The following is a 23,005-nucleotide window of genomic DNA, read 5'->3' as shown; positions in this document are numbered from 1 at the left end:
CACGCCGGATCAAGCACACTCAGCCTTCGGTGATCTTCTGATACGCGCCCGCCGTGAGCAACCCGTCGGTCGCCGTCGGATCAGTCGGCGTGATCTCCACCAACCAACCCTCACCGTACGGATCCGTGTTGATCAGCTCAGGGGTGTCACCCAGCGCCTCGTTCCGCGCCGACACCGTACCCGCGACCGGCGCGTAGATCTCCGACACGCTCTTGGTCGACTCGATCTCACCCAACGAGTCACCGGCCGCCACGACCGCACCCGCCTCCGGCAACTGCACGTACACGATGTCACCCAGCGCGTCCTGCGCGAAGTGCGTGATGCCGACCCGGATCAAACCGGTGCCGTCACCCGCCACCCACTCATGCTCAGCGGTGTATCGCAGATCCTCGGGAATCACCAGACGCGTCCTCATCCATCGTGCCCCGGACCACCCGGGCCCGGCGCGGCCGCGCCGGTCAGGAGACCGGACGGGCGTGTTTCCTACTTGGTCGGCACGTGCAGCGCCGAAACCTCGGCAACCTCACGCTCCCCAAACGTCACGTTACCGCCGTCACCCCGGACCGACGCCACCACCCCACCAGGAATGTTCAACGCCGTACGCATCGTCGCCGGATCACCGATCACCGTGATCGTGTACGGCCCCGTCAACCGACGCCCCTCCACCATCAACGACCCGTTCTCCCCATCCAGGAAGTACGTCGACGCGATCACCCGCACCGTCGCCCGGTCACCACCGGAGATCTGCATCGCCTCCGCACCCGCGCCCCGCAACTCCTGCACCGCGTCCAACACCCGGTTCGCCGTGATCGGCTTCACCCCACTGGAGAACTGCACCGTCAACCCCGGACCCACCGCCGGCAACGTACCCGCCAGAATCCCCAGCTCGTCCGCCCGACGCGTCGCCTCGTCCAACGCCGCCTGCCGACCCTGCTCACCCGAGGCCAACTGCCGCTGACTGTCCTCCAACGCCCGAATGTCCTGCTGCAGGCGACTCTCCCGCGCGTCCAGATCCGACAGGATCCGCACCAGGTCCTCCTGACGCGTCGCCCCCAACGTCGGATCCGTCGACGTCGTCTTCAACTGCACGACCAGCGTGAAGCCCAGCAACGCCAACAACACCGCGATCATCACCCCGGCCGCGCTCCACCGCGACCGACCGCCCACCGCCGGCACCGCCGACGGCACCGCGGGCTCGTCCGACGACGACGCCGACTCCCCCGCCCGCGACACCCCGCGCAGGTCCACCGTCGCCCCGTCATCGACCGGCACCGCCCCCGGCTCCGCGTCGTCCGGCTGCGGCTCCCGGACCGGCTCACGCGGCGCCAACGGACTCAACTCGTCCGGATCCGGCGCGTCCGGCCGCGGATCCGGCTCACCCGCCGGCCCGCCAGACCGCCCCGGCACCGCCGGCTGCGGCCAACCCGTCCCCGTCTCATCCTGCTCGTGGCTCATCGCTGTCAAACCTACGCCCGGAACAGGTGCCGGCGGATCGCCGCCACATTTCCGAAGATCCGCACACCCAACACGACCACCACACCGGTGGACAACTGCCCACCCACGCCCAACTGGTCACCCAGATACACGATCAGGCCCGCCACCAGCACGTTCGAGATGAACGACACCACGAACTGCTTGTCGTCGAAGATGCGGTCCAACTTCGCCCGCACCCCACCGAACACCGCGTCCAACGCGGCAACCACCGCGATCGGCAGGTACGGCTGCAACGCCGACGGCACCGTGGGATCAAGCCACACCCCGAGCACCACACCGGCGAGCAACGCCAGCACCGCGATCATCCGCCACCTCCGGAAGGACTAGCGGTCCCCGGCGAACCCGACGACCCAGGACTGCCAGACCGGCCACCCGACCCCGAAGGGCTCGGACTGACCGACGGCTTGGCGTAGCGTAGCTGCGGCTCCGGAGCCGCCGGCAGGGTGAGGTCCTCCGCCTCCCGCACACCGAACGACAACCCGGTCTTCTGCGCGACCTCCCGCATCAGCGCCGCGTTCCGACTGTCCTCGAACTTGCGCCGCATCGACCCCGGACCCGTCGCCGACACCTCGTACGGCCCCGTCACCGGCCGGAAATCCACCAGGATCGCCTCACCCGCCGAACGGATCGTCGACGTCGACGTCAACCGCTGCCCATTGATCGAGATCGCCTCCGCACCGGCGCTCCACAACGCGTTCGCCACACCCTGCAGATCGCTGTACAGCACCCGCGGCGGCCCCGCGCCCGCACCGGTCACCGCGTCCGCGTTCCCCGGAGCGTCCGCCAGGCGCACCACGACACCGTCACCCCGCACCCGACCCAGCCCGGTACTCGCCTCCAGGTCCCGCAGCCGCGCCGCGGCCGAACCGCTCAACGCCGCGTCCCGCTGCCGGCTGACCTCCTCGCGAAGCTGATCCGCCCGCGCCGACAACCGGTCGGTCTGACTCTCCCGCTCCTTGATCTGCGCCACCAGCCCCGAGCGCGCCTGAGCGCGCCCCGGCTCGTCCGCCATCGTCTGGCGGTACGCCACCGCGAACAGGAAACCCAGCAGCACCGCCACGACCAGGCCGACCGACCGCGCCGCCCAGCTCCGGGGCGCATCCGGGGACGAGCCCCGCCGACGCGCCGCGGCCGCGTCCGCGTACCCCGGGTCCAGCGGGTTGCGGAACAACTCGGTGAGGAAGTCCGGCGCGTACACCCGATCGGAGCGGGGCCGCGGCGGCGGCGTCGCGCTCACGCGGCCGCTCCCCGGCCCCGCGCCGCGCGCACCAACCGCGACGCCTGCACCACGTACATCGCGCCGGCCACCCAGTAGAGCACCAGCCCCCACCAGGCCAACCCCCAGCCGATCGCGGCCGTGGCCGTCGCCGCCGCGCTCCACTCGGTGGCCAGCAGCAGCACCGGGAACGCCGCGAGCAGCAGGAAGGTGGCGGTCTTGCCGACGTAGTGCACCGGCGGCGGCCCGTACCCGAAGTGACGCAGCACCGCCAGCGAACCGAGCAGCAGCAACTCCCGGGCCAGCAGCGCCGCCGTGAACTGCCACGGCACCACCTCGCGGGCGGTGAAGGCGAGCAGCGTGGCGAGGATGTAGAGCCGGTCGGCGAGGGGGTCGAGCAGCTCGCCGAGCCGGCTCACCTGCCGCAGTCGGCGGGCGATCCAACCGTCGACCCAGTCGGTGGTGCCGCCGATGGCCAGCACCACCACCGCCGCGACGTCCGCCCGGGCCACCAGGAAGAGATAGAGGAACAGGGGTACGCCCAGCAGCCGCCCGAAGCTGATCAGGTTGGGCAGGGTGAGCACCTGGTCGCCGGGCGTCTGGTCGCCGGTGTCCCGCGGGTGCTCTGCCTGAGCCGGCCGACGCGACACCGAACCTCCTCCACGGCACGCCCCGACGCCAGGCCGAGATCGGGCGCGGCGGAGGTCGTACGCGCTGTCGGGCCGGCAACCACCGGCTCCCCTGCGGCCCCGGGATGGGACCTCTGCCCTGATACGGCCCGCGATCACCGAGATCGCGGGCCGGGTAAGTGCGCTGCCACTATATCGGGCTCCCGTCGGCGTTCCGGGCGTCGCGCGTCGTTGGCGCGGTCCTGTGGCGCTGTGGTGTGGATCACCACCGCTAGACCGTCCTAGGACACTAGTGGAACACGTCAGGCGGTCTGGACCGCTGCCTGATCGGTCTGCTGCTCCGGCACCGTCTGCGTCGCCGCCCGGCCGAACGCCAACAGGGACGCCAGCAGTTCGTGCTGCGTCCGGGGCGCCATCCGGTCCAACACCGCCTGCACCGCGCGCTGCCGCCGCTCCGCCAACTCCCGCAGCAGCGTCAACGCGGCGGCGGTGGGCACCAACCGCACCTCCCGCCGGTCGCGCGGATCCGCCACGCGACGCAGCAGGCCGGTCGCCTCCAACCGGTCGCACAGTCGGCTGGCCGAGGAGGGCACCACGTCCAGCAACTCCGCCAGCCCGTTCACATTGGTCTCCGGGCGGCCACTGATCAGCATCAGCACCCGCAACTGCGTCGGCGGCACCTGATGGCGCGCCGCCGCCGAGTCGAGCACGGCGATCAGCGTCTCTGCGGCCGTGTTGATCGCCGCGGCGAGATCCGCCGGTCGCTCCACCCGATGTCCCCTGCCGTCGTCGCGCTGGTGCCCGCCCGGGACGACGGCGGCGACTCTCATGCGCCATCCCGCCCACGCGGCCCGTGCCAGTCGAGGCAGACGACGACGGCGTCGTCGCGCAAATCGGAATCCGCGTGGTAGGCGTGTAGCTCGCGCATCACCGTACCAACCGCCTCGGTCGCCGGCTGCAAGCGAGTGGCGCGCAGCGAACGAGCCATCATCCGCTGCCCGTACGGCTCCCGACCCGCCGGCTCGGCCGCCCACACCCCGTCACTGACCACGAAGACCCGGTCACCCGGCTCGAGCTGGAACTCCTGCACCTCGTAGCGGGTCTCGGCGAACATGCCCAGCGGCAACTGCTGATCCAGCGTCATCGGCTCGACGGTCGCGCCGCGCATCCGCAGCAGGTGCGGCGAACCGGCGTCGACCGCCCGTACCCGCCCGGTGGCGATGTCCAGCTCCAGCAGCAACGTGGCCACGTGTCGGCGGCCCCGGTGCTGGTAGTAGACCGTGTCCGAGGCCAGCTCCGCCTGCTCCACGAGGCCGCCGTCCGAGCGTCGGGCGTTGCGCATGGCGTTCACGGTGACCGCCGTCAGCAGTGCGGCGGCCAGGCCGTTGCCCTCCCCGTTGAGCACCGTCAACGTGAGCCGCTCACCGTCCAACGACCAGTCGAAGTGGTCGCCTCCGACGGTGTACGCCGGTTCCAGCTGCCCGGCCAGGTGGAAGAAACGGTGTGCGACGCTGCGTCCGGGTAGCAGGTCCCACTGCATCTCGGCGGCCATGCTGAGCCGCTCCCGGCGGCGGGCCCGGCGGTACCGGTCGGTCTCCCGGTCCGCGGCCCGCATCGCCACCGCCAGGTCACCGGCGATGTCGGTGGCACGGCCGGTGACCGCCGGGCCGGGCACGGTCGGCAGCTCGATGAGCAGCACGCCGAGGCGTTCCCCCCACACCGTCAGGGGGAGGTAGAGCCGACAGGCGCCGTCCTCCAGACCGTCGCGCACCGGCTGCTGGCTGGAGAAGCAGCGCTGCGCCACGGTGTGCCGGGCCAGGGCTCCGGCCGCCGGCAGGTCCGGGTCCAGCACGGGCCAGAGCCCGCTGATCCGGTAGTCGGCGACGAACACGTCGGTGCGCATCGCGCCCAACGCCACCCGGATCGCCCGGTCCGCCGCCTCCGCCAGCTGGTCGGGCGCGGCTTCGCGCAGCGCGCGCGACACCCCGTCCGGCGCGTCCACCATGCTTGGTCGTCCCTCCAAAAGCTTGCTACAGGGCAAGGATCATACGGAGGCCCCCGGACAACCGTCGGCGCGGGTCAGTCGGCGCCGCGCGTCGCCAGGACGCCGTGGAAGGCGTCCGGCACGTCGACCGGCCCGTCGGCGGGTCGCCAGCGGTTGACCGGGACGATTCCGTCCGAGGTCGGCGTCCATCGGCCCAGCAGCGGCGCGAACGCCGCCGGAGGCCGCATCCGGAACGTCGGCCCCATCATCGCCAACGCCTGCGGGTAGGCCGCCAACTCCTCGGTGTCGAAGTCCACGGCCAGCAGGCTGCCCGGCGCCGCGGCGGCGTACAGCTCGTCCAGGGTGCGCCTGAGCGTGTCGTCGTCGAGGAACGCGGCGAGCCCGAGGAAGACCACCCCCACCGGCCGTCGCCCCCACCCGGGTACGAAGCGGTGCAGCTGGGCCGGGTCGATGGTGCCGATGTCGGTCGCGTCGCCGTAGCCGTAGCCCGCCCGGTCGCTGCCGGCGAGGATCCGCTGGCCCAGCCGGATGGCCACCGGGTCGACATCGGTGTAGAGCACGGTGGCCTCGGGAGCGACCTCGTGCACGTTGCCCATCGTGGGCACCCCCGCCCCGAAGACCAGGAACCCGTCCACGCCCTGCCCGACCATGGCCCGGACCGCCCGGCCGAGAAACGCCCGCAGCTCCCGAAAGACCGGCGCGCACGGCCCGTACGCCTGCTCGAAGGCGGCCGCGGCGGCCACGTCGACGCCGAAGTGGTGCTCCCCACCGAGCCAGAAGTCGATCATGCGAGCGGTGCTCGGCTCGTCCGGTTCACCCATCGACGGCGCTCCTCCCCTGGAGTCGCCGCCAGCGTACCGACCGGTGCCCGGACGGCGGTATCGCTCCGCCGTGCCGCCACGCCCGCGATACTGGCCCGGCGGGGGTGAGGCGGTGAACGCGGCGGACAGCGCGGCGGTGGTGGTCGGCGTGGACGGCTCGCAGCCGTCCCTGCGCGCCGTGCGCCTGGCCGCCGCCGAGGCGGTCCGCCGGCACCGGCCGCTGCGGGTGGTGCACGGCTTCATCTGGCCGCTGCTGCGCGTGCCCGTCGCGCCCGCGCACGACGCGCCGCCGGGCGCCGGCCTGCGCGAACAGGCACAGGAACTGGTCGCCGCCGCCGTGGCCGAGGCCGAGGCGACCACACCCGGGCTGACGGTCTCCGGGGAGATCATCGACGGCGAGGCCGCCGCCGTGCTGGTGGGTGAGTCCCCCACCGCCGCGCTCATCGTGCTCGGCGACCGGGGACTGGGCGGCTTCGCCGCGCTCGTCGTCGGCTCGGTGGCGGTGCAGGTCAGCGCGTACGCCGACTGCCCGGTGCTGGTCGCCCGCGGCGAGCAACGCCCCGACGGTCCGGTGGTGGTCGGGGTGGACGGCTCGCCGGGGTCGCTGCTCGCCGCCGACGCCGCCGCCGAGGCCGCGGTGGCGCGCGGCGTGCCGCTGCGCGCGGTGCACGCCTACCGGCACCCCGGCAGCAGCGGTCCCGGCGACATGCAACCCCTGGTGTACGACGAGGCGCGGTTGCACGGCGAGCAGGAACGGCTGCTCGCCGGTTGGCTGCACGGGCTGACCGACCGTCATCCGGGGTTACGCCTGACGTGTCGAGCGACGCGTGGACGCGCCAGCGCCGTGCTCGCCGAGGCGTCCGGTGACGCCCAACTGCTGGTCGTCGGGGGGCAGGGGCGCGGCGAGGTGACCGGGTTGCTGCTGGGGTCGGTGAGCCAGTCGGCGCTGCACCACGCGCGCTGCCCGGTGGAGGTGGTACGCGACCCCCGCTGACGCCCCGGGGTTGGCCCGCCGCGCAACGGGTAGACGGCCGCGGTACGCCAACGGCGACGAAGGAGGCAGCAGATGCCAGGACCACGGCCGGGCAGCAACGCGTACGACAAGCAGCGGGCGCGCCTGCGCAACGCGATCGACGACTCCGGACGTCGGGTACCCGACGGCAAGGCCAACCAGGTCGCCAACCGGATCCTGCAGGAGGATCGCGGCCAACGGGGCGTCGTCCGCGGTGAGCGCACGTACGGCCCCAAGAGCGAACGCGAACCGGGCGACCCGAAGTGAGGGGCGTCGACCTGGCCGACGGCGCGATCGCCGGCGCGGTCGGCAGCACCGCGCTGAACGTGGTCGGCTACCTCGACATCGCGCTGCGGGCGCGGCCGGCGAGCAGCACGCCGGAGCAGACCGTCGACAAGCTGGCCCACCTCGCGCACGTGGACCTGGGACCGGAGCCCCGGGCGGCCACCCGCCGCTCGGGGCTCGGGCCCCTGATCGGTTACGGGCTGGGCATCGCCGCCGGCATGGCGTTCGCGCTCTACGCCGGGGGCCGACGGCAGCCGTTGCCGATGGCCACCGGTGTGCTCGGCGCCGGCGTCATGGCGATGACCGACGGATCCATCACGGCGCTGGGCCTCAGCGATCCCCGCACCTGGCGGCGCTCGGACTGGATCTCCGACATCATCCCGCACGTGGCGTACGGGCTGACGGCCGCCGCCACCTGGAACAGGTTGCGACGGCCGTCAGGGCACGGTCGTTAGGCGCGGGTGTCGCTGTCGTCCTCGGCGACCGGCTCACCCGCCGGGCCGTACGGCGACACCTGCCCCCTGGGCACCGGCCGACCGGCGTCCCCGCGCGACGAGCCACGGTTGAGCGGATGCCCGGTCGGTCCGGGCCCCTTGCTGTCCTGGCTGGTCGCTCCCTTGGCGTTACGCCGGAACTCCTCCTGCTGCGGGTTGACCACGAGCGTCTCCCTCCCGGTACGGCAGGCGGCATCGACCGCCTCCACCGGCCGCATACCCGCCGGGCCGGACCGCATTCTTCGCCCGCCGGCCGTCGGGAGGGCTAGCCGGCCGTGGGGCGGGTACCCGGTGGTGTGGGCGACGATCGAGCGGTGGTGCGGGTCCTGCTGGACCGGCGGGGCGACACGTACGCCGAGGAGGCCGGCATCCGGCTCGCCGACCGTCCCGGTCCGCTGTACCAGCTGCTGGTGCTGACCACCCTGCTGAGCACCCGCATCCGGGCGTGCGTCGCGGTGGACGCGGCGCGGGAGCTGTTCGCGGCCGGCTACCGCACCCCGCAGGCGATGGAGGCGGCGAGCTGGCAGCAGCGGGTCGACGCGCTGGGGCGTGGTCACTATCGCCGCTACGACGAACGCACCGCCACCATGCTGGGTACCGGCGCCCGGCTGTGTCTGGACCGGTGGCACGGCGACCTGCGTCGGCTGCACCGCGACGCCCAGGGCGACCCGGCCGGCCTGCGTCGACGGCTCACCGAGTTCCCCGGCATCGGGCCCACCGGCGCGGACATCTACCTGCGCGAGGCGCAGACGGTCTGGTCCGACGTACGCCCGTACGCCGACCGTCGGGCCCTCGCGGGCGCGAAGCGCCTCGGCCTGCCGAACTCACCGGACCGGCTGGCCTCGCTGGTCGACGAACCGGAGTTCGGTCGGCTCGCCTCGGCGCTGGTACGGGTGGCGCTCGGCGAGGAGTCCGCCGGTGAGGTCACCCGCGTCGCCGCCCGGTGAGTCGCTCACTTGACGGTCTTGTCCCCCGGTCGGGTCAAATGCCACACCAGCAGCGCGGCGAGCAGCGCCAGGACGATGACCCCGCCGGAGATGCCACGGCCTTCCTCGGGGCTGCGGCCGGTGCTGCCGAAGTAGATCACCGCGAGGCCGGCGAGGACGGTGACGAACGTACGCAACCCTCGGTCCTTCACGTACCGCACCGTAGGCGTGCCGCGACCGTCCGGTGCCGTTTTGCGGGTATTGTCCCTCTTTCGGGGTGTCCAGTCATCGCTCGGCGACGAAGCCGCGTAGCCGTACCCGCCGTACCGCGCGGTCGGCGACCTCCACCACCTCGATGGTCAACCCGGGCAATCGCACCGTCTCGCCGGGAGAACCCGGCAGGTGCCGCAACCGGGACAACACCAGCCCGGCCACCGTCGTGTACTCCCCGGAGAGGGGGAAGCTCAGCCGCACCCCGACGTCGGGCAGGTCGTGCAGGGGGAAGTCACCGGGCACCAGCAGCGACCCGTCCGACTCCCGGACCACGCCACGCACGTCACGGTCGGTCTCGTCGTACAGCTCGCCGACGACCTCGGCCAGCAGGTCCTCCAGCGTGACGATGCCGTCGATGCCGCCGCGCTCGTCCACGACGAGGGCCAGCTGCTGGTGCTCCTGCCGGAGGGTGCGCAGCGCGTCGGCGACCGGCAGGGTGACCGGCAGCAGCAGCGGCGGCCGGGCCCGCTCCCCCGCCGTGCCGGCCTCGGCCCGCACCAGGTCACGAATGTGCACCACACCGACCACGTCGTCGAGGCCACCCGGGCCGGTCACCGGAGCACGGGACCGGCCGGCGGCGCCGAGTCGCCGGACCCCCTCGTGGGCGGGCAGATCGGCCGGCAGCGTGGTCACCTCCCGCCGGGCCACCAGGATCTCCCGCAGCGTCCGACCGGCGATGTCGAACGCGCCGGTCAGGATCTCCCGCTGCTGCGCCGACAGTCCCCGCTGGCTGGCCAGCATCTCCCGCAACTCCTCCTCGGTGGTCTCCTCGCGGCTGGCCCGCGGGTTCCCGCCGGCCAGGCGGACCACCACGTCGGTCGCCGAGCTGAGCAGCCACACCGCCGGGCGGGACACCCGGGCGAGCAGGTCCAGTGGGCCGGCGCTGAGCAGCGCCCACCGTTCGGCGCGTTGCATGGCCAGCCGCTTGGGCGCCAGCTCGCCCACCACCAGCGTGACGAAGGTCAGGGCCACCGTCACCAGCAGCACCGAGGCCGGGCGGGCGGCCGCGCCGAGGAAACCCAGCGGGCCGACCAACGGCTGGGCGAGCGACACGGCGGCCGCCGCCGAGGCGAGGAACCCGGCCAGGGTGATGCCGAGCTGGATGGTGGCCAGATAGCGGTTCGGGTCACGGGAGAGCCGCACCAGCCGCTCGCCGGCCCGGCTGCGCCGACCCAACCGCCGCAACTGCCCCTCGCGCAGCGTGACGAGGGCCATCTCGCTGCCGGACAGCGCGGCGTTGACCAGCACCAGGACGGCCACCAGCGCCAACTGCCCCAGCTGACCGCCCACCACGCACCCCCGTCGACCGCCTCAGGTCACTCAACCGCAGCACGGGCGGCTCCGGGTGCGTTTAGTCGACCTCCAGGTCGTCCAGCGAGATGGAGTGGGTCATCAACCACCGGGCCAGCGCCGTCATGCCGAACAGCCACAGCGGCACCGATTCGGTGGGGCCGTTCGTCGCGTAGATGGCGAAGCGCAGATCCGGGGCGCGGTACGCCTCGATCCGCCACTGGTGCTGCCGGTCCCGCCAGACCGCAGAAGGGTCCATGGCGTCACCGTAGGTGACCGCCGACGATCCGGGGGCCGGTTAGCCCGGCACCACGGCGACGCCGAGCAGAGCACGCGCCAGCCGGGCGCGATCCCGTCGGCCTGGCCCGGGCGGCACTTCGCAGCGTCGGGCTCAAGCCAGCCCGCAACCCCCTCTACGGCCCCTTTGCTCTGCTTCAGCGGAGGCAGCACCGGCCGCAGACTGGAACAACCTGGTGAGCGCATCTCACAACCAGGATTCACCAAGGTGACCCTACGTGCCTGTTTCCGCTGTTGAAGCAGAGCAAAGAGGGTGCAGGTCGGCGAGCGAGGATCCGCGGGCAGCACGCAGGGTGACGACCGGCTCCTGCCTCTGCGGCGTCACGAACGGTCGCGGCACAGGTCAGCCCTCCGGACACCACGATGAGCGCCGCAACCACGGCCGGTCCTGCGGCACGCACGCGTCCGGACCGGCGCTCAGCTGACGACGACCCGCGCGTCGTCGGGCAGCCGACGGGTCGCGCCACGCCGGTCCAGCAGCTCCAGCAGCGGCACCGCCACCCGCCGGGTGGTGTCCAGCGCCTGCCGGGCCGCCGACAGGGTGAACGGCTGGGGCAGCCCGGCGAGGACGGTGACCGCCGCGTCGAGCGCGTCGGGCAGCAGCACCACGGTGTCGGCCAGCCGCAGCAGCGCGCCGGCCCGCACGGCCGCGCCGATCTCCCGGGGCCCGAGGCCCAGTTCGACGAGGCGGTCCGCCTCCGGGGCACGGAACGGCCGGTCGGCGTACTCGGCGCGGACCTGCCGCACGGCCTGGGCCACCGGCTCGGGCAGGGTGTCGACGGCCGCCGTGCCGATCCGACCGGCGTGCACCCGCAGCGGCGGACGCACCAGCGCCTCGACCAACGCCCGGTCGGGCAGGGCGAGCCGTTGCCGCAGCGCGTCGACGGGCATGCCCGGCTCCAGCGGGTGCTCCCGCGTGTAGCGGGTGACCTCCTCGGTCACCTGGTCGCCGAGCCGCCGCCAGTGCCCGGGGTCGGCCAGCCAGTCACCGGCGACCGGGGTGGCCTGCACCGGCACACCCATCCGCCGCAGCGCGCCGACCCGGACGAGGCGTCGGCGGCGCAGCTCACCAGCCAGATCGGGGCGGCCGTCCAGCTCGGCGAGGACCGCCGCGCGGGCGGCCGCCGCGCCCCGGCGGGTCAGCGGCGGCGGCGCGACGTCGAGGACCCGTACGCCACCGCAAACGTGGTGACGGCCGGGATCGCGCAGCAGCGCCCGGTCGCCGACCAGCAGCGGCAGCGGGCGGGCCAGCCGGAGGCGGACGGTGTCCACGCCGAGCGGCCGGACCCGCACCGGCACGGCCGCCGACCCGACGTGCAGGGTGAGGGTGGCCGGCAGGTCGGCGGCGGGGTCGCCGGTGAGCCGGACGTCGACGAGGTCAGTGCGGTGGAACCGACCCGGGGTGAGCAGCGCGTCGCCACGGCCGAGCAGGTCCCGGGGCGTACCCCGGAGGTTGACCGCGACCCGGGCGACGGCCGACACCTCCGGTCGGGCCTCGCCCATCCGGTGCAGGCCGCGGACCCGGACGGGTTCGTCGACGCCGGCCAGTTCGAGGACGTCGCCGACGCGCAGCCGGCCGGCGCCCAGTGTTCCGGTGACGACGGTGCCGCTGCCCCGCACGGTGAAGCTGCGGTCCACCCAGAGGCGCACGGGTGCGTCCGCCACGGGCTCGGGCAGCCGCGCGACGAGCCGGTCCAGCGCGGCCCGCAACCGGGGCAGCCCGGCGCCGGTCAACCCGCTGACCGCGACCGTCTCCACCGCGCCGAGGCTGCTCGCCGCGATCTCGGCTCGGGCACGCTCCGCCGCCGGCCGCGGATCGGCGAGGTCCGCGCGGGTCACCACCAGCAGGCCGTATCCGACGCCGAGCGCGTCGAGGGCGGCCAGGTGCTCGGCGGACTGGGGCATCCACCCCTCGTCGGCGGCGACCACGATCAGCGCGGCCGGCACCGGGCCGATGCCCGCGAGCATGTTCGGCACGAACCGCTCGTGCCCGGGCACGTCGACGAAGGCGATCGTGCCGCCGGACGGCAACGTCGTCCAGGCGAACCCCAGGTCGATGGTCATGCCCCGGCGGCGTTCCTCGGCCCACCGGTCGGGTTCCATCCCGGTCAACGCCCGGACCAGTGTCGACTTGCCGTGGTCGACGTGCCCGGCGGTGGCGACGACGAACATGCTCAGTCGTCCCCGGGGACGCGCAGCACGGCGGCCAGGACCGCGTCGTCGGCGTCGGGGGGCACGCACCGCAGGTCGAGCAGGAGCCGGCCGCGCACCACCCGACCCAGCACCGGCTGCTCTCCGGTGCGCAGCGGCCCGGCGTACCGCTCGGGCAGGCTCAGCGCCCACGAGTCCAGTTCGACGCCGGGAGCGCCGCCGCCGCCGACCACGGCGGCCGCCTCCACGACCTCCGCCTTGCGTCCGTCCGCGCCGAGCCGGTCGCGCAGCAGCTCCACCCGGCGGCGTAGGGCGGCCGGGTCGGCGTGCAGCGCGGTCCGGGTCGGGGTGTCCGGTCGGTGCAGGGTGGCGGCCAACGCCGCCAGGGTGAGCTTGTCGACGCGCAGCGCCCGAGCGAGGGGGTGGCGGCGTAGGCGTTCGACGAGCGCGGCGTCGCCGAGCAGCAGGCCGGCCTGCGGGCCGCCGAGCAGTTTGTCGCCGCTCGCGGTGACCAGGGCCGCGCCGGCGCGCAGGGTGCTGGCCGCGTCCGGCTCGTCGGGCAGCAGCGGGTCGGCCGTGAGGAGCCCGGAGCCTATGTCGGCGACCACCGGCACGTCGAGGGTGGCCAGGTGGCGCACCGGCACGGCCGAGGTGAAGCCGGTGACCTGGAAGTTCGACGGGTGCACCTTCAGCACGAACCCGGTGCGTGGGCCGACGGCGGCGGCGTAGTCGTCGAGCGTCGTGCGGTTGGTGGTGCCCACCTCGCGCAGCCGCGCGCCGGTGCTCTCCAGCAGGTCGGGCAGGCGGAAGCCGTCGCCGATCTCGACGAGTTCGCCGCGGCTGACCACGATCTCCCGGTCGGCGGCCAACGCCGTGGCCGCCAGCACCAGCGCGGCGGCGCCGTTGTTGACCACGTGCACGGCCGCGGCGTCCGGCACGGCGGCGGCGAGCGCGTCGAGGGCGTCGCGGCCGCGGCGGGCCCGACGTCCGGTGCTCAGGTCCAGCTCGACGTCGGTGTGCCCGGCGGCGGCGACGACCGCCGCGACGGCGGCTGGCGACAGCGCCGCCCGACCCAGGTTGGTGTGCAGCACGACACCGGTGGCGTTGAGCACCGCCCGGGGACCCGGCGCGGGCAGCCCGGCGACGGAGGCGTCCCGTACCTCGTCGGGGGCGATCTCACCACGGCGGGCCCGCGTCTGCGCCTGCACGACGGCGGCCTTGACCCGGTCGCGGCCGAGGGTGGCGATGGCCGCCGCCAGCCGCGGATCGGCCAGGAGGGTGTCGGTGCGGGGCACCCGACGCCGCGGGTCCTCGCTGCCGTCACGCATCACGTCACTCCTGCCGCCGTTGGCGGAGACGGACGGGAATCGAACCCGCCTGGCCCGGGTCCCGGACCACACCGGTTTTGAAGACCGGGAGGGGCACCAGCCGCCTGAACGCCTCCGTCGCACATTCGATCACAACGCCGGTGCGAGCGCTCAGTCAGTCGCCGGATCCACCTCGGTCCGCCGGGCGTTCACCCGCTCGCGTTGCGGCACGACGGTGTAGCGGGGGTCGCGGGCGGACGCCACACCGCCGTAGAAGATGCCGAACCGGGTGGCGACCGACGCGCTGAGCAGCGCGGCCCCGGACAGCGCCCCGACGGCGCGACTGCGCCGGCCCAGCAGCGCCCCGGCCACTCCGGCGGCGGTCAGCAGCCGACCGGCGCGCAGCAGCCGACCCGGCCGGCCCGTCCGGTAGGGCTCGCTGAGCAGCCCGAGCCGGGTTTCCACCCGGTGCGCGCCGTACAGCTCCAGGGCCGCGCCGGCCACCGCCATCCGGCGGGCCGGCCCGGCCTGCGCCGGCGGCGCGGCGAGCAGACCGACGCCCGCGCCGCTGGCCAGCGCGCTGCCCGCGAAGATGACCGGCAGCTCGGGGTACGCCTCATGCCACGACGGCACCGCCGTGTCGGCGAGCAGGACCCCGGTGTACGTGGCCAGGGCGGGCGCGGTGACGGCGGCGACCAGCCCGGCGGCGTGCCCGGCGGGCGGCAGTGCCCGACCGACCAACCCGAGCGGGCCGCGTCGGGGCAGCCAACCGGCGGTCTCGGCGATCGCCGCCAGTCCGGCGGCCGGACCGAACGCGCTGAGGATCCAGGTGCCCACCGACATGGGCGAGGTCAGCTTCGCCACCCGCAGCATGTGGTGGAACCGCTCCGGTCGGCCGAGGTCCTTGATGAGGAAGACCGCGCTGGCGCTGACGGCGCCCAGCGCGGTGACCCGGCCGGCGCGGCGTAGCGCCGGCCGGCGGGTGAGTTGACCTCCGGCGGCCAGCAGCGACGAGCCGGCCGCCAGACCGCCGGTGAACAGGTACGCGGCGATGTCCCACTTCCACACCGGAGCCTTGAGGATGGGCCGACCGTAGTAGGAGGTGAACTCGGCCTCGGGAACCCGCAGCTCCTCCCCACCACCGCGACGACCGCGCCGGGAGCGCCGCGCCGCGTCCTGGCGGGGTTGCGGCGTCCGATCCTCCTGGGCGTTGGCCGGCACGGCCACGTTGGTGTCGTCGTCCGCCTGCCGCTGGGCCGGCAGGTCGAGGCTCGCGGCGGCCAGGCGGTCCCGGAACCGGCGGAACCGGTCGCCCACCGGTGGCGTCGCTTCGGTCATGGCCGCCTGCCGAGAAACGCGACCGCCGTGGCAGCGGCCATCGCCAGCGCCGCAAGCCCGGCGCGTTTCCACATGGCCGGCAGGTCCCGGGTGGTCACCACCGGGTCCGGCGGCAGCCCGTACACCTCCGGCTCGTCCAACAGCAGGAAGAACGCCCCGTCACCACCCACACCATCGTTTGGGTCGTGCCCGTACAACCGGGCCTGCGGCACACCCCGCCCGTGCAGAGTCGCCACCCGCTGAGCGGCCCGCTCCCGCAACTCGTCAAGCGGCCCGTACTGGATCGACTCGGTCGGACACGCCTGCGCACACGCCGGAGTCATCCCCGCACCCAACCGGTCGTAGCACAGCGTGCACTTCCACGCCCGACCATCACCCCGACGCTGATCGATCACCCCGTACGGACACGCCGAAATGCAGTACCCACACCCGTTACAGATGTCCTCCTGCACCACCACCGTCCCGAACTCCGTCCGGAACAACGACCCCGTCGGACACACATCCAAACAAGCCGCATGCGTGCAGTGCTTACACACATCCGACATCATCAACCACCGGAAATCACTGCGACCCTCCACCCCGGTGTCCCGCCCCGGCGGCCGGGCACCCGGCATACCCAGGAACTGCGGCTGCGCGCCGCCGTCGACCATCCGCGCGGCGGCCGAGGGCGATCCAGGGGGCAGACCCGGTTCGGTGCCGGTCGACCCGGGCGTGCCGGCGGCGACCGCCGCCGACGTCGCGCCGACCGTCGTACCGGTGGGCGTGCCCGCGAACGCCGCACTGCCGTGTCCCGCCGGGCGCGGCTGCTCGACGAACGCCACGTGCCGCCACGAGTTCGCCGTCAACGCCCCCGTGTTGTCGTACGACATCCCCAACAGATCAAAACCACTCTCCGGAACGCCGTTCCACTCCTTGCACGCCACCTCACACGCCTTACACCCGATACACACACTCGTATCGGTGAAGAACCCCATCCGCTGCGGCGCGTCCACGTACCCCGCGTCCGGCGCCGGATCCAGCGGCCCGTAGAGGCTGTTCGGGTCAGGAATCACCGCTGCCCTTCCCGTCCTGGTCGGTGGTGACGGCCGGCGCGTGCCCACCCGGGGTGATCCCGGCCCGCCGCTGGTAGTCGGCGACCAGGTCGAGCAGGGCAGGCCCGGTGGGCCGCCGGCCCGGCCGTACGTCGCAGGTACCGATCTTGCTCTCCTGGATGAGGACGTTCGGGTCGAGGGTGATGCCGAACAGGTCGTTCGCCGAATCGCCGGTGACCAGGCCCTCGAAACCGAAGTGGTACGGCAGCCACACCTGGTGGATGACCCGACCGTCCACCCGCAACGGGGTGAGCCGGTCGGTGACCAGCACCTTCGCCTCGATCACCGCCCGACCGCTGACCAGGTGCGCCCACCCGAGGTGCGCCAACCCGGTCTCGGCGGCCAGCTCCGGCGACACCTCCACGAACATCTCCGGCTGCAACTCGGCCAGGGGCCGTACCGTCCGGCTCATCCCGCCGGCGGTGTGGTGCTCGGTGAGCCGGCTGACCGTGAACACGTACGGGAAGACCTGACTGTGCTCCTGCGGCGGGCTCGGGTTGACCGAGTTCACCGGGTGCGCGTACGACTTGCGGGTCGGGTTGGCCTGCTGGGGATAGAGCGGGTTACGCACCGGCGACTCGACCGGCTCGTAGTGGGTGGGCAGCGGCCCGTCCAGCACGCCGCTGGGCGCGTACAGCCAACCCTTGCCGTCGCCCTGCATGACGAACGGGTCGTCACCGGCGATCCCCTCCGGGCCCGACGCGCCGGCCGGCGGACGGTACGACGGTGGCTTGGTCTTCTCGAAGTCCGGCACGTCGTGGCCGGTCCACTCGGATTTCTCCGGGTCCCACCAGATGTAGCGCTTGCGTTCGCTCCACGGGTTGCCGTCCGGGTCGGCCGAGGCGCGGTTGTAGAGGATGCGCCGGTTCGCCGGCCACGCCCAACCCCACTCGGCGGCGACCCAGTCCTGCTCGTGGCGGGACTTGCGACGGGCGGCCTGGTTGACGCCGTCGGCGTACACGCCCGTGTAGATCCAGCAGCCGACGGCCGTGGAGCCGTCGTCGCGGGCCTCGGCGAAACTGGACAGCGGTGCGCCGGTCGTCACGTCGTACCCGTTGATCTCGCGCAGCACCGCCTCGGCGCTGGGCTCCGCGTGCGGACCGTGCGTGGGGTAGTCCCAGGTGAGGTCGAGCAGCGCCCGGTCCCGCGGCAGCGACGAGCCGGCCAGCTTCTCCCGCAGCTTGCGGCCGAGGTGGTAGAAGAACCACAGCTCGGAGCGGGCGTCGCCCGGTGGCTCGACGGCTTTCTCCCGCCACTGCAACAGCCGCTGGGTCTGGGTGAAGGTGCCCTCCTTCTCCACGTGCGACGCGGCCGGGAGGAAGAAGACCTCGGTTCGGCACTCCGCGGGCACTATCTCGCCCGTCTCGATTTCCGGACCGTTCTGCCAGAAGGTCGCGCTCTCGATCATGAACAGGTCCCGCACGACGAGCCAGTCGAGGTTCGCCATCCCGAGGCGCTGCGCCCGGCCGTGCGCGGACCCGACGGCCGGGTTCTGCCCGAGCAGGAAGTACCCCTTAATCTTCCCGTCGATCATGTTGAGGACCTGCTGGTAGGTGCCGTGGTCGCCGGTCAGCCGGGGCAGGTAGCCGTAGCCGAAGTCGTTCTCCGGCGTCGCGGCGTCCCCCCAGTACGCCTTGAGCAGGCTGGCGGCGAACGACCGGGCATTGCCCCAGAAGCCCTTCTGCCCGGGGTGCCGAATGCTGTCCACCCACTCGTCGAAGGTCGGGTGGTCGGCGTGGTGGGGCATGGGCAGGTAGCCCGGCAGCAGGTTGAACAGGGTCGGGATGTCCGTGGAGCCCTGGATGCTGGCGTGCCCGCGCAACGCCATCACCCCGCCACCCGGGCGGCCCATGTTGCCCAACAGCAACTGGATGATCGCCCCGGCCCGGATGTACTGCACCCCGACGCTGTGCTGCGTCCACCCCACCGAGTAGACGAGCATCCCGGTGCGCTCCCGGCCCGAGTTCTCGGTCCACGCCCGCGCCAGCTCCAGGAACTTCTCCTGCGGGATGCCGCAGACCCGCTCGACCATCTCGGGGGTGTAGCGGGCGTAGTGCCGCTTCAGGATCTGGTAGACGCAGCGCGGGTGCTGCAACGTCTCGTCCCGCTGGGTCTGCCCGCCCACCTCCGCGCCGTGCGACTCGTGCTCCAGCCCGGCGGCCGTGTCCCGCTCCTTCGCGGTGTGTCCACTGCCCGAGGAGTCCTCGTGCCCCGCGTACTGCCAGCTGTCCTGCACGTAGCTGCCGGTCTCGGGATCGAAGCCGGAGAAGAAGCCGTCGCCGTCCTCGGTGTCGCTGAACCGGTCGCTGACGATCGTCGCCGCGTTGGTGTAGGCGAGGACGTACTCGCGGAAGTCCAGCTCGTTGTCGAGGATGTAGCGGATCACCCCACCCAGCAGCGCGATGTCCGTCCCCGCCCGGATCGGCAGGTACGCGTCCGCCACCGCGCTGGTCCGGGTGAACCGGGGGTCCACATGGAACACCTTGGCGCCCCGACGCTTGGCCTCCATCACCCACTGGAACCCGACCGGGTGCGCCTCGGCCATGTTCGAACCCTGGATGACGATGACGTCAGCGTTGGCGATGTCCTGCTGGAAGTCCGTCGCACCGCCACGACCGAAGCTGGCCCCCAGACCGGGGACGGTGGCGGAGTGTCAAATACGCGCCTGGTTCTCGATCTGCAACGCCCCCATCGCCGTGAACAACTTCTTGATGAGGTAGTTCTCCTCGTTGTCCAGCGTCGCCCCACCGAGGCTGGAAATCCCCAACGTCCGGTTGAGCGGCCGGCCCTCGGCGTCGCGGTCCTCCCAGGTCTCCTCGCGCGCGGCGAGGATCCGGTCGGCGATCATGTCGACGGCCGTCTCGAGGTCCAGGTCCTCCCACTCCGTGCCGTACGGCCGGCGGTAGCGGACCGTCGTCTGACGCAGCGGACTCGTCACCAGGCTCTTGCTCGCCGCCCCCTTGGGACACAGGCGGCCCCGCGAGATCGGACTGTCCGGATCACCCTCGATCTGCGTGACCTGCCCGTCGGTGACGAACACCCGCTGACCACAACCGACCGCGCAGTACGGACACACCGACCGCGCGACACTGTCGACCTCCTCGGTACGCGCCGTCAGCCCGGCGGACCGCGCCGACTTCGCCGCGGCGCCCCGACCCAACGGATCGGTGCCGGTGAGCTGGCGATACACCGGCCAACCCTCGATGAACGTCCGTAGACCCATCCCCGACACCTCCCTCGCGTGCGAGCGACCCCCCGAACATAGGTCAGATGAGGAGTCTTCGCTAATCGAGGGAACGGTCCCATCGGGTCAGGTGCGACGGGTCCGGCCGACACGTTCACCGCGCACCGCCCGCCGGCAGGCGCTCCGGCAGCCCCAGCCGCGGAAACTGGTCGGCGTGGAAGATGACGATCTCGGTGATCGCGCCGCCGGTGACGCGCAGGACGTCGACGGTCAACGGCAGGTACGCGCCCTCGGCCTCCCGCCAGTGGTAGAACGCCACGGCGGGCTGCCGGTTCACCGACGTGGCGACGCCGCGCAGGCCCGTCATCCGGTCGAAGCCGTCCGCGATCCAGTCCCCCACCACCGCGTCCCGGCCCAGGTGCAGACCCGGGGTGGGCGGCATCGAACAACGCACGTCGTCGCGCAGCATCGTGGTGAGCCGGCCGATGTCCGTGGCGACGCTCGCCTCGGTGAAGTGCCGCACCAACTCACGCGTACCGGCGTCCTGCTCGCCGCCGGTCCAGTCCTGCCGCTCGGCGGGCAGGTGCTCCCGCATGCCGGCCCGAGCCCGCTGCAACGCGCTGTTCACCGAGTTGACCGAGTCCCCGAGCAGGTCGGCGACGTCCTTCGCGGGCCAGCCGAGCACATCCCGCAGGATCAACACGGCCCGGGGACGGGGCGCGAGGTGCTGCACCGCCACCACGTACGCCAACTCGATCGTCTCCCGCGCGAGGGCGACCGCCTCCGGCTCGTCCGCGTCGCCCGCCGGCACCTCGTCGAGCAGCCGGTCCGGGTACGGCTGCAACCACCGCACCTCACCGCCCCGGGCCGGCTCCGGGCGGCACCTGGCCAACAGATCCAGGCAGGCGTTCGTGGCGATCCGGTACAGCCAGGCCCGCACCGTCGACCGGCCCTCGAACGTCTCCCGCCGCCGCCAGGCCCGCAGGAACGTCTCCTGCACGACGTCCTCGGCGTCCTCGAACGACCCGAGCATCCGGTAGCAGTGCACGTGCAACTCCCGCCGGTGCCGCTGCGCCAGCCCCGCGAAGGCGTTCTCGTCGCCCCCGACCAGAGCGCTCGTCCCCTCGCTCCGCGTGTCCGTACCCGTCATGTCCTGCTCCCGTCTCGTCATGTCCCGGCACAGCTATGACGGGTCCGGGCCCGAGAACTCATCACCCGCGCCCGACGCTCCTTGACGACACCCCGCACCGACGGGCGTTACTCTGACACCATGCAGGCCGTCTCGCCCCCCGCGACCGGCGTGGCCTTCCTGGCCCGCCCGGGTCGCCCGGCCGTCGTGGCGCGAACGCTCACCGAGCTGGCCGGCCCGACCCGGGGCATCGTCGAGCTGCCGGTGCGGTTGATGTGGAACGCCGAGCGCACCTTCGACCTCGGCGACCCCGACCAGCTGCTCTGGATGTACGAGAACGTGCTGCGCGAGACCGCCAGCGCCGACGACCTGCGCACCCTCATCAACGGGCGCACCCTGCGCCGGGTGTGGCGGCTGCTCAACCTCCCCCGGGGCGTACGCCTCGCCTGGGAGAGCCGGCACCGCGGCCTGCGCGCAGCGTGATCGCACCACACCTGCACGACTTCTACCGGGAGGTGGCCCGGGTGGCGCTGAGCGCCGCCCGGCCGTACCGGTTCGTGCTCGGCGGCGGGGTGGCCTGGGCCGCGCACGGCCTGGTGGCCCGGCCCACCGAGGACGTGGATCTCTTCGCCGACGTGGAAGGCGCCGCCGCCGCGGCCTCCGCCGGGGTACGCGCCGCGCTGGAACGCGCCGGCTTCACCGTCACCGACGCCGACCCGGACAGCGAACTCGCCGACCTGTTCGACGGGTACGGCCGGGACATGAAGGACTTCGTGGTGAGCCGCGACGGGCGGCAGATCCGACTCAGCCTGGCCCGACTCGACCGACAGCAGAGCCCGGTGGTGATGGACCTCGGCCCCGTGATGGACGTCCGCGACCTGGTCGCCAACAAGATCGCGGCACTGGTCAACCGGCGGGAGGTCCGCGACTTCATCGACGTCGCGGCGGCGCTCGAGCACTACGACGTGACACAGCTGCTGGTGCTGGCCCGGCAGGTCGACCCCGCGCTCGACCCGGACGACGTCCGCGCCGCCGGACGCTACCTCGACCGGCTGAACGACACCCGGTTCGGCCGCTACGGCCTACGCCCGGACGACGTCGCGCGGGTACGCCGACGCTTCGCCACCTGGCCCCGCTGAGACCGAGCGGTCGGCGCGTCACTTGGTCGGTCGGCCGCCGGTGACCCCCAGAATCTCGCCCGTGACGTAGCTGGACTCCTGGGACGCGAAGAAGACGTACGCCGGGGCCAACTCCGCCGGCTGCCCGGGCCGGCCCTCCGGGGTGTCCGTGCCGAACTGCTCGACCTTCTCCTTCGGCATCGTGGCCGGGATCAGCGGCGTCCAGACCGGGCCGGGCGCCACCGCGTTCACCCGGATGCCCTGGTCCGCCAGGTCGGCCGCGAGCGCCTTGGTGAAGTTGGCGATCCCCGCCTTGGTGGTGGCGTAGTCCAGCAACTGCGGCGACGGGTCGAACGCCTGGATCGACGCCGTGTTGATGATCGCCGACCCCTCGGCCAGGTGCGGGATCGCGAACTTGCAGAGCCAGAACATCGCGTACAGGTTCGTCTTGAGCACCCGGTCGAACTGCTCGGTGCTGATGCCGAGAATGCCCTTGTCCTGCGACATCTGGTACGCGGCGTTGTTCACCAGGATGTCGATCCCGCCCAGGTCCCGCACCGTCCGGTCGATGAGTTCCTGACAGTGCGCCTCGTCGCGGACGTCGCCGCGTACCGCGACGCCCTTGCGGCCGGCCTCCTCGACGAGCCGGACGGTCTCGCGGGCGTCGGCGTCCTCCTCCGCACCGAGGTACGCGATGAGCACGTCGGCGCCCTCCCGGGCGAACGCGAGCGCCACGGCCCGGCCGATCCCCGAGTCACCGCCGGTGATCAACGCCCGCTTGCCGTCGAGCTTGCCGCTGCCCCGGTACGACTCCTCCCCGTGGTCCGGCCTCGGCGTCATCCCCGCCGTCGAACCCGGCGGCGACTGCTGCTGGCCGGGCTGACCGGACTGCTGGCCGTACTGGCTGGTCGGGTCCTGCTGCGTGTGCTGGTCCTGGCTCACCGG

24 protein-coding genes, 1 tRNA gene and 1 pseudogene are annotated in these 23,005 nt (G+C 73.0%); 6 read left to right on the top strand and 20 right to left on the bottom strand.

The genetic code is table 11. From position 1 onward, the window contains the following. Positions 1–19 precede the first annotated feature (19 nt). The 8 genes and pseudogenes from gcvH to ACN269_RS03780 form a co-directional block, all read right to left on the bottom strand. A complete protein-coding gene (gcvH, locus tag ACN269_RS03815; protein WP_421476190.1) occupies positions 20–400 on the bottom strand; it encodes a glycine cleavage system protein GcvH in 381 nt (126 codons plus the stop codon). A gap of 58 nt (positions 401–458) precedes the next feature. After that, a pseudogene (locus ACN269_RS03810) lies at positions 459–1,455 on the bottom strand (DUF881 domain-containing protein). Positions 1,456–1,466: 11 nt separating this feature from the next. After that, on the bottom strand, positions 1,467–1,799 hold the full coding sequence (locus ACN269_RS03805) for a small basic family protein (RefSeq protein WP_355051040.1): 333 nt from the start codon (positions 1,797–1,799) through the stop codon (positions 1,467–1,469). Beyond that, a complete protein-coding gene (locus ACN269_RS03800; protein WP_421471033.1) occupies positions 1,796–2,731 on the bottom strand; it encodes a DUF881 domain-containing protein in 936 nt (311 codons plus the stop codon). Before ACN269_RS03800 ends, ACN269_RS03805 begins: the two co-directional genes overlap by 4 nt. Beyond that, positions 2,728–3,360: a CDP-alcohol phosphatidyltransferase family protein gene (locus ACN269_RS03795; RefSeq protein ID WP_421471032.1), complete on the bottom strand. Its 633-nt coding sequence runs from the start codon at positions 3,358–3,360 to the stop codon at positions 2,728–2,730. The genes ACN269_RS03800 and ACN269_RS03795 overlap by 4 nt, the downstream gene beginning before the upstream one ends. Before the next feature lie 281 nt (positions 3,361–3,641). Next, positions 3,642–4,109, bottom strand: a complete 468-nt coding sequence (locus ACN269_RS03790; protein ID WP_421476188.1) for a MarR family winged helix-turn-helix transcriptional regulator — start codon at positions 4,107–4,109, stop codon at positions 3,642–3,644. 56 nt (positions 4,110–4,165) lie between these two features. Beyond that, entirely contained in the window at positions 4,166–5,344 is a 1,179-nt protein-coding gene (locus ACN269_RS03785; RefSeq protein ID WP_421471031.1) for a PP2C family protein-serine/threonine phosphatase, read from the bottom strand. Between the two features lie 74 nt (positions 5,345–5,418). Next, positions 5,419–6,165 carry an SAM-dependent methyltransferase gene (locus ACN269_RS03780; protein WP_421471030.1) on the bottom strand — a complete coding sequence of 249 codons (747 nt, stop codon included), beginning with the start codon at positions 6,163–6,165 and terminating at the stop codon, positions 5,419–5,421. A 112-nt stretch (positions 6,166–6,277) separates the two neighbouring features. Here ACN269_RS03780 and ACN269_RS03775 point away from each other — a divergent pair, with 112 nt between their 5' ends. The 3 genes from ACN269_RS03775 (at position 6,278) to ACN269_RS03765 (ending at position 7,917) form a co-directional block, all read left to right on the top strand. Continuing rightward, complete coding sequence (locus ACN269_RS03775) at positions 6,278–7,159, top strand: universal stress protein (protein WP_421471029.1); 882 nt, start codon at positions 6,278–6,280, stop codon at positions 7,157–7,159. Between the two features lie 72 nt (positions 7,160–7,231). Then, complete coding sequence (locus ACN269_RS03770; RefSeq protein ID WP_088948250.1) at positions 7,232–7,444, top strand: phosphatidylethanolamine-binding protein; 213 nt, start codon at positions 7,232–7,234, stop codon at positions 7,442–7,444. Beyond that, positions 7,441–7,917 carry a hypothetical protein gene (locus ACN269_RS03765; protein WP_421471028.1) on the top strand — a complete coding sequence of 159 codons (477 nt, stop codon included), beginning with the start codon at positions 7,441–7,443 and terminating at the stop codon, positions 7,915–7,917. The genes ACN269_RS03770 and ACN269_RS03765 overlap by 4 nt, the downstream gene beginning before the upstream one ends. On the opposite strand, the gene ACN269_RS03760 is transcribed toward ACN269_RS03765, so the two are convergent. Next, the gene (locus ACN269_RS03760) at positions 7,914–8,120 is read right to left on the bottom strand and encodes a hypothetical protein (protein ID WP_421471027.1); all 207 of its coding nucleotides are present in this window, start codon (positions 8,118–8,120) and stop codon (positions 7,914–7,916) included. The genes ACN269_RS03765 and ACN269_RS03760 overlap by 4 nt on opposite strands. A gap of 132 nt (positions 8,121–8,252) precedes the next feature. On the opposite strand from ACN269_RS03760, the gene ACN269_RS03755 reads away from it, so the two are divergent. Next, entirely contained in the window at positions 8,253–8,903 is a 651-nt protein-coding gene (locus ACN269_RS03755) for a hypothetical protein (RefSeq protein WP_421471026.1), read from the top strand. Positions 8,904–8,908: 5 nt separating this feature from the next. Here the strand turns inward: ACN269_RS03755 and ACN269_RS03750 are convergent, their stop codons facing one another. The 10 genes from ACN269_RS03750 to ACN269_RS03705 form a co-directional block, all read right to left on the bottom strand. Beyond that, positions 8,909–9,094: a hypothetical protein gene (locus ACN269_RS03750; protein WP_355244916.1), complete on the bottom strand. Its 186-nt coding sequence runs from the start codon at positions 9,092–9,094 to the stop codon at positions 8,909–8,911. Positions 9,095–9,167: 73 nt separating this feature from the next. After that, positions 9,168–10,445: a hemolysin family protein gene (locus ACN269_RS03745; RefSeq protein WP_421471025.1), complete on the bottom strand. Its 1,278-nt coding sequence runs from the start codon at positions 10,443–10,445 to the stop codon at positions 9,168–9,170. Positions 10,446–10,506: 61 nt separating this feature from the next. Further along, positions 10,507–10,704 carry a hypothetical protein gene (locus ACN269_RS03740; protein WP_145781709.1) on the bottom strand — a complete coding sequence of 66 codons (198 nt, stop codon included), beginning with the start codon at positions 10,702–10,704 and terminating at the stop codon, positions 10,507–10,509. A 455-nt stretch (positions 10,705–11,159) separates the two neighbouring features. Next, the gene (selB, locus tag ACN269_RS03735) at positions 11,160–12,914 is read right to left on the bottom strand and encodes a selenocysteine-specific translation elongation factor (protein WP_421471024.1); all 1,755 of its coding nucleotides are present in this window, start codon (positions 12,912–12,914) and stop codon (positions 11,160–11,162) included. Positions 12,915–12,916: 2 nt separating this feature from the next. Further along, positions 12,917–14,221, bottom strand: a complete 1,305-nt coding sequence (gene selA / locus ACN269_RS03730) for an L-seryl-tRNA(Sec) selenium transferase (protein ID WP_421471023.1) — start codon at positions 14,219–14,221, stop codon at positions 12,917–12,919. A 20-nt stretch (positions 14,222–14,241) separates the two neighbouring features. Beyond that, positions 14,242–14,337: transfer RNA gene (locus ACN269_RS03725), tRNA-Sec, on the bottom strand. 34 nt (positions 14,338–14,371) lie between these two features. After that, positions 14,372–15,538 carry an NrfD/PsrC family molybdoenzyme membrane anchor subunit gene (nrfD, locus tag ACN269_RS03720; RefSeq protein WP_421471022.1) on the bottom strand — a complete coding sequence of 389 codons (1,167 nt, stop codon included), beginning with the start codon at positions 15,536–15,538 and terminating at the stop codon, positions 14,372–14,374. Then, positions 15,535–16,587 (bottom strand): 4Fe-4S dicluster domain-containing protein, encoded by a 1,053-nt coding sequence (locus tag ACN269_RS03715; RefSeq protein WP_421476187.1) that lies wholly within the window; start codon positions 16,585–16,587, stop codon positions 15,535–15,537. Before ACN269_RS03715 ends, nrfD begins: the two co-directional genes overlap by 4 nt. Further along, a complete protein-coding gene (fdh, locus tag ACN269_RS03710) occupies positions 16,580–19,852 on the bottom strand; it encodes a formate dehydrogenase (protein ID WP_421471021.1) in 3,273 nt (1,090 codons plus the stop codon). Before fdh ends, ACN269_RS03715 begins: the two co-directional genes overlap by 8 nt. A gap of 115 nt (positions 19,853–19,967) precedes the next feature. Beyond that, a complete protein-coding gene (locus ACN269_RS03705) occupies positions 19,968–20,963 on the bottom strand; it encodes an RNA polymerase subunit sigma-70 (RefSeq protein WP_421471020.1) in 996 nt (331 codons plus the stop codon). A 120-nt stretch (positions 20,964–21,083) separates the two neighbouring features. On the opposite strand from ACN269_RS03705, the gene ACN269_RS03700 reads away from it, so the two are divergent. Continuing rightward, positions 21,084–21,425, top strand: coding sequence for a hypothetical protein (locus ACN269_RS03700; RefSeq protein WP_421471019.1), 342 nt, complete (start codon positions 21,084–21,086; stop codon positions 21,423–21,425). After that, complete coding sequence (locus ACN269_RS03695) at positions 21,422–22,081, top strand: nucleotidyl transferase AbiEii/AbiGii toxin family protein (protein WP_421471018.1); 660 nt, start codon at positions 21,422–21,424, stop codon at positions 22,079–22,081. Before ACN269_RS03700 ends, ACN269_RS03695 begins: the two co-directional genes overlap by 4 nt. Before the next feature lie 18 nt (positions 22,082–22,099). Here the strand turns inward: ACN269_RS03695 and ACN269_RS03690 are convergent, their stop codons facing one another. After that, on the bottom strand, positions 22,100–23,002 hold the full coding sequence (locus ACN269_RS03690; RefSeq protein ID WP_421471017.1) for an SDR family oxidoreductase: 903 nt from the start codon (positions 23,000–23,002) through the stop codon (positions 22,100–22,102). Positions 23,003–23,005: the final 3 nt, after the last annotated feature.

The organism is Micromonospora sp. WMMD736, from assembly GCF_049179015.1.
GTDB lineage: Bacteria > Actinomycetota > Actinomycetes > Mycobacteriales > Micromonosporaceae > Micromonospora.
This window is presented reverse-complemented; position numbering and strand designations above follow the sequence as displayed.